The sequence below is a fragment of the Burkholderia latens genome, from assembly GCF_902499045.1.
In the GTDB taxonomy this organism is placed as follows: domain Bacteria; phylum Pseudomonadota; class Gammaproteobacteria; order Burkholderiales; family Burkholderiaceae; genus Burkholderia; species Burkholderia latens.
The window spans coordinates 130,514-136,513 of the sequence record NZ_CABVPL010000012.1 but is presented as its reverse complement, the minus strand read 5'-3'; the positions used below and the strand labels follow the sequence as shown (position 1 = coordinate 136,513).

Below are 6,000 nucleotides of genomic sequence, written 5' to 3'. Positions count from 1 at the left end.
CGCCAGCATGCGCCGAAACCCTCGAACTACGACATTTCAACTTTGCTCAGATGCGACATTACAACTTTGCTCTTACACCTAAAAGTTCGCTAGATTCTATTATGTCAAATAATGACCCAACAAAAAGCTACTGCTGATTGATTCAGCCGCTCGATATCGACGCGCCGCGGCCGCGCGTGATCAACGCGTGGCGCGCGGGCTGGGGCCGCCGTGATGACCCGATCGCCAACGCTTGGCGGCACGTTCCCCCATCATCGCACCGCCGCCCGAAGCCTCGTCACCGCGACCCTGCCGACATCCTTCGCGCTGCGTGGATTTTGTCCGGTAATCAAAAGCCCGTCCTCCACCACATGAGAGCCGAACGGCACCGTTGCTTTCGTATATCGAGCGCCCCGCTTCTGCAACTCTTCTTCGAGACTGAACGAGACCGCATGGTCGCGTTTCGCCAGGATTTCTTCTTTCCACGAGTAGCCCGTGACGTTCTTTCCATCGAGCAGGTATTCACCGCTGCTCAACCGCGCTTCGAGCAAACCGCAAGGGCCGTGGCATACCGCCGACACGATTTTCCCCGATTCGTAGAACCTGGCGACCAGCTCAGCCAATGCGACGCTCGTCGGGAAATCGAACATCACGCCATGCCCCCCGGTCATATAGATCGCGTCGTACGCGCCGGCGTCGATATCCGACACTTTCAACGTGTCCTCCAGCAGGCTCATGAACGCTTTGTCCTCGTAGTGCTTCGAAAGCCCGCCTTTCAGTCCGACGGCCTCGCCGATTTCCGTAATGAGCAGGCTTTCCGGATCGATCGGCACTTTGCCGCCCGCGGGACTGGCGATGTCCATCCCGTAACCGGCTTCTTCAGCGACCTCCCAGAACTCGACCAGTTCGCCGAGCCACAGCCCCGTTCTGAAGCCGACCTTTTCAAACACGTCGGCATTGGTGACGATGATGAGGATCTTGTTCGTTGCGATCATATCGTTGCTCCGTGAATGGAATGACACTCGATCGATCCGAACGCCACACGTCGTGCAAGGCGCTTGCCGTGGTCGCACCTCGCATCGACGAGCTTCCGCGATCGAGATCGCTCACGCACGGAGCAAACGAGCAGTGATCGTGCCTGGCATGCACCCCGTAAAGCGCGCGCGGACCGCAGCGTGCCGCTGCTGAACGAAGTCTTTCAATCCCCTTCGCTTCCGTCGCGCATCTCGCGGTCGATACAGCGGCGTCGCGCCCGACGCGCAACGCTCCATCTCGCCGATCCGTGACGGGCGATATCGGAGAACGCCGTTCACTCGGCCGGAGGCAGTTTTGCCGCAAGGTCCGGAAAACGAAGCTCGCCCTCGTACGTTTCGGCCCCCGCAGCGAGGAGCGCTCTCACGCGCGCCTGAATCGTTTCGTTGGCGACGCAAAGATCGGCCTCGTGCGCTTCCACCAGCAAGCCTTCGGAGAACGAAACGTCGGAACCCATGTCCACGGATTTTTTCAGGTGTGCGATCGTCGTGGGCGGGAAGGTCGCGATACGGCGCGCGAGCTTGTCGACGAACGGACCCAGTTGATCCGCCGGCAACGCACGGTTGATATAGCCGTAGTGGTCGGCCAGTTCCGCGGAGAAGTCTTCGCCGGTCAGCAGCACCTCGAGCGCCCGCGCGCGCCCCATCCGCCGCGGCAGCCGCTGCGTGTTGCCGCCGCCCGGAACGAGTCCGCAGATGACTTCCGGCTGACCGAACACCGCCTTGCCGATCGCCGCGAAACACATGTCCGCGGCCAGCGCGATCTCGCAGCCGCCACCGCGCGCAATCCCTTCGACCTTTGCGATCACGGCCTTCGGCATGTTGCGCAGACGCTCGCCGAGCATCTGCGTCAGACGGAACGTGCGCGTATTCGACGTCGTTTTCGGCGCAGAGCCGACACGGTGCAGACCGGAGTGCGCGATGAAGAATTTCGGTACCGCGCTTTGCAGCACGATCACGCGCACGCTCGCGTCCTGCTCCAGTTCGCGTGTCACCGCGTCGAATTCCGCGGAGAGCGTCTCATCGAGCAGGTTCAGCGGCGGGTAGTTCAGCGTGACGGTCGCGACGCCGCCGTCGCGCGCGACCTGGATATGCTTGTAGCCGGTATCGCCGCCGCCCTGCTGCGACGGAGCGGACTTGTCGGGCGCGGTACCGCCGGCTGCGGATGCGGGCAGCACGCCGGGCGCGAGTGTGGCGGCACCGAGTGACTGGACGAATAAACGTCGTGAGAAAGTCGACATGGCAAACTCCTGGGTTGGTTTCGTCTCGCTTCCGCAGAGCCGCGCCGGACCTCGAATTCGCGGCTGAGTCGGGTAGCGGCGATTCAATCCACTGGCGCAGCGGATTCCGCCGGCGCTGGAGATCACGGTGAATGTGCCGGCAATCCGGCATCGTTGAGCGGCATTCGCCGGGTCGAAAATGCAAGCGTTGCCAACGCCATGATCCTCTCGTCGTCGGTGCCCTTGCAAGGATCCTCCCTAAGTGGGGGGTGCCGGAGCAAGCTGGCGCGGGCCGTCCGGCGACAGCCGGTCCCGGGCGCCCTCCCCGAACAAGGGCTTCCATCGCGCCGGGCGATGGGTACCGTTTATCGCACATACCCTTCGACGCATGGTCCGACGCGCCTCGCCATTCCCGAGCAGCCGCCCGGCGCATGCCCGTCGAAAAGCGTACCGCCCACTGTCGCTGCATGTCGAGCAACTGTGGCGGCCGCGCACGGGGACGACACCACGCAATGGTCAGACACCCGCTATGAGCAAAACGCAATCACGCGCCGATCGGCTGGCGCCGGAGTCCGGCCGGCGCGTATTCCTGAAACGCGTCGCCATCGTTCCCGCGCGGTCGCGGTCGGGGCGTGCGATACGGGCGGCGACGCATCGCCGATAGCGTCGGCAGCGCAACATGCTGCCGACGGCGTCCGGCTCGACACCTATCGTCCGGTGTTCTTCTCGCCCGAAGAATGGCAGTTCGTGCTCGCGGCGGTGGACCGCCTGATTCCGCACGACGACGAGGGGCCGGGCGCGCTGGACCTGAACGTGCCCGTCTTCATCGACAGACAACTGGAAAGCGGATACGGCTACGCCACCCACTGGTATATGCAGGGCCCGTTTCGGGCCGCGTCGCCGCTGTTCGGCTATCAGTCGAGGCTCACGCCGCGCGAGCTGTACCGCGCCGGCATCCGTGCCACGAATGCGCGATGCATGCGCGACTTCGCCGGCAAGCGCTTTGCCGAACTCGCGGTCGCGGAACAGACCGACGTACTCGCACGACTGGAGTCCGGCGCTATCGCGTTCGACGAAATCTCGTCGACGGATTTCTTCGCGTTCCTGCTGGAGAACACGCGCGAAGGCTATCTATCGGACCCGATACACGGCGGCAACAACGCGATGGGCAGCTGGAAGATGATCGGCTTCCCGGGCGCGCGCGCGGACTTCCTCGACTGGGTCGGCACCGGCAAGCGCTACCCGTACGGCCCCGTCAGCATCGACGGTCAATCGGGTCGACACGCGTATGCCGCACGTCACGAAACCGGAAGCGGACGCCGTCGTCGTCGGGATGGGTTGGACCGGGTCGATCATGGGTATGGACCTGGCCGAGGCCGGCTTGACCGTGGTCGGCCTCGAGCGCGGCGAGAATCGGGACACGAGCCCTGAGTTCGCGTGCCCCGCCATCGCAGACGAGCTCGTCTACATTCAGCGCTGCAAGCTGATGCAGAACCTCGCGCGCGAGACGGTCACGATCCGGCATGCGCCGAACGAAGACGCGCTGCCCTACCGGCAGCTCGGCGCGTTCCTGCTGGGTACCGGAGTCGGCGGCTGGGGCGTGCACTGGAACGGCACGACGTGGCGCGCCAACGCGGCCGACCTCAAGATCCGCTCGCACTATCTGCAGCGCTATGGCGCCGCGTTTCTACCCGATGACATGACGATCCAGGACTGGCCTTATACAGCGGACGAACTCGAACCGTTCTTCGAGCGTATCGAGGCCGTGATGGGCACGTCGGGCAAGGCGGGCAATTTGAACGGCAAGCTCGTCGCCGGCGGCAATCCGTTCGAAGCCGTGCGTCGGCGCGACTATCCGTGTCCGCCGCTCGCCGACAACTATCCGGCTTGAACGCCGCCATCCGCTCGTTGCAGCAAGCGATCAGCGCGTCAGGCGATACGTCGGCATGCAGCGTCAGGCTGACGACGGCCTTGGCCGTTTCTCCGCGGTAACTGTCTGCCGCGCCGACGACCGCGGCCTCGCGTACCGCCGGACGCGAATACAGCATGTCCTCGACGTCGCGCGGCCGGACCTTGTAGCGTGGATTTACATCATCTTCCGCGCACGCATCCTAGAGGAACGAATCAACGCGCGCGCTATCGCGATGAGCCCGCAAGCGCGCGCCACGCTCGACGATCAGTTGACCTGCAACTGCCCGCCGCGTCCGAGCCCGCCCTTGACGTCCTGCGCCTTGTAGCTGCGCAATGCGACGACCATCTTGTTCCACGCGTCGATGAACGCGACGACCGTCGCCTTGCCTTCCGGCGTCGTCGAGAAGCCGGCCAGCCCGCCGCCCACGCCACCGCCGAGACCGCCCAGCGCCGCGCCGTAGTTCGTCGCCGTCGAGCTGCCTTCGGCCGCCGCGATCTGCACGGCCGAGCGCACGTCGAACAGCGTCAGCGTCACCACCGACGCCTTCGTCTGCAAGTGCCCGGCCACCGCCGCCACCGCGCTGTTGCCGATCAGCCCGCCGATCATGCTGCCGATGCCGCCGATCGGCGAATCGTTGATCACGATCTGCGGCTCCATGTAGTAGTCGGCCGCCACGCGCTGCCCCTTCTGCTGCTTCGAACCCGTGCGATATTCACCGGAGTTGCGCTGCAGCTGCGTGATCCGCGACAGGCGCGCGTCGCTCTTCTGGTTGCCGATCGACGTGATCACGAAGCAGTTCGACTGCTGCACGGCCAGGCGCAGCAGCGGATCGATGCTCGTCACCTTGGTCGCGCTGCCGAACGGACCCCACCAGTCGGCGTTGCGGCCGTCGTCGACGGCGATCGTGCCGAGCGGCGACGCGCAGCGCTGCAGTTGCGAATCGGCGCCGGCGCTCGCGCCGCCCGCGGCGGCACCGGTCACGCCGGCGTTCTGGCCGCCAGGCGACACCATGCCGCCGCAGCCGGCCAGCGACGCGCAAAGCGCTGCAGCCAGCGCACCTCGAGTAAGACGTTGGGAAAGAATGGTCTTCATGTCGTTGTCGATCGATAGAGTCGTTGTTCGGCTTATGTGTTCGTGCGAACTTCGATAAGCCCCCCGGCGTGGCGCGCGTTGGTGTTCTCCCCCCGCGGCTCCCCCCGTTCCTTCAGGCTCGGTCAGTAGTACCAGTACGTCTGATGCCAGACGCCGTAGTACGGATAGCCCGAATACCAGTAGCCGTAATAGACGTCACGCCATTGCGTGCGCCATTTCCAGTCGTCTTCGTCTTCTTTCTTCGCGTTGCGAGCGAGCTCCAGCAGCTTTTTCGACTCCTTGTCGCCGCGGCCTGCCGCGATCGACAGCCACTTGTCCGCTTCGCGCGGATCGGAGCCCATCTCCTCGAGGCCGAACAGGTAGAAACTGCCAACGGCCTTCTGCGCGTTCAGATCGCCGCGCTCGGCGGCATCGCGCATCCACTTCAGTGCCTGGTAGCTGTCCTGGCGCACACCGTCGCCGCGGAAGTAGCGCAGGCCGAGGTCGTACGCGGCCTTCGGCTGCGTCTTCGCGGCCTGCTTCAGCGCGACGATGCGCGGATCGTCGCGGTCGTCCGAATCGACCTTATTTTGATAGGAGACCTGATCTTTAGGCCGATCGGAACACCCCGTGTCATCGCAAATCCGCACGGTCCTGCTCGTGATGGACGGATCCTGCGCACACGCGGCCAACAGCAATAGCAGCCCCGACGCGAGTAAACGGCGAACCATTTTTGCTTTCCCCACGTTTTCTTTGTGTCTGTTTGCGCCGTACTGCGTCGCGCCAT

The 6,000-nt window shown here is 64.5% G+C and carries 6 protein-coding genes and 1 pseudogene; 2 read left to right on the top strand and 5 right to left on the bottom strand.

The window, feature by feature from the left end:
• Positions 1-251: 251 nt before the first annotated feature.
• Together BSE24067_RS11785 and BSE24067_RS11780 are read right to left on the bottom strand one after the other, a co-directional pair.
• Positions 252-974 carry a type 1 glutamine amidotransferase domain-containing protein gene (locus BSE24067_RS11785; RefSeq protein ID WP_151066276.1) on the bottom strand — a complete coding sequence of 241 codons (723 nt, stop codon included), beginning with the start codon at positions 972-974 and terminating at the stop codon, positions 252-254.
• Between the two features lie 314 nt (positions 975-1,288).
• Positions 1,289-2,377, bottom strand: coding sequence for an enoyl-CoA hydratase/isomerase family protein (locus BSE24067_RS11780; protein ID WP_244130571.1), 1,089 nt, complete (start codon positions 2,375-2,377; stop codon positions 1,289-1,291).
• Positions 2,378-2,710: 333 nt separating this feature from the next.
• Between BSE24067_RS11780 and BSE24067_RS11775 the strand changes: the two genes are divergently transcribed.
• Both BSE24067_RS11775 and BSE24067_RS32495 read left to right on the top strand, forming a co-directional pair.
• Complete coding sequence (locus tag BSE24067_RS11775; protein WP_244130570.1) at positions 2,711-3,661, top strand: gluconate 2-dehydrogenase subunit 3 family protein; 951 nt, start codon at positions 2,711-2,713, stop codon at positions 3,659-3,661.
• Positions 3,585-4,121 (top strand): GMC family oxidoreductase, encoded by a 537-nt coding sequence (locus BSE24067_RS32495; RefSeq protein ID WP_244130572.1) that lies wholly within the window; start codon positions 3,585-3,587, stop codon positions 4,119-4,121. The genes BSE24067_RS11775 and BSE24067_RS32495 overlap by 77 nt, the downstream gene beginning before the upstream one ends.
• 40 nt (positions 4,122-4,161) lie before the next feature.
• Here the strand turns inward: BSE24067_RS32495 and BSE24067_RS32490 are convergent.
• The 3 genes and pseudogenes from BSE24067_RS32490 to BSE24067_RS11760 all read right to left on the bottom strand — a co-directional run.
• Positions 4,162-4,278: pseudogene (locus BSE24067_RS32490) on the bottom strand (AMP-binding enzyme); the annotation flags it as partial.
• Positions 4,279-4,406: 128 nt separating this feature from the next.
• Entirely contained in the window at positions 4,407-5,234 is an 828-nt protein-coding gene (locus BSE24067_RS11765; protein ID WP_151066278.1) for a hypothetical protein, read from the bottom strand.
• Positions 5,235-5,356: 122 nt separating this feature from the next.
• Positions 5,357-5,944, bottom strand: coding sequence for a tetratricopeptide repeat protein (locus BSE24067_RS11760; protein ID WP_151066279.1), 588 nt, complete (start codon positions 5,942-5,944; stop codon positions 5,357-5,359).
• Positions 5,945-6,000: the final 56 nt, after the last annotated feature.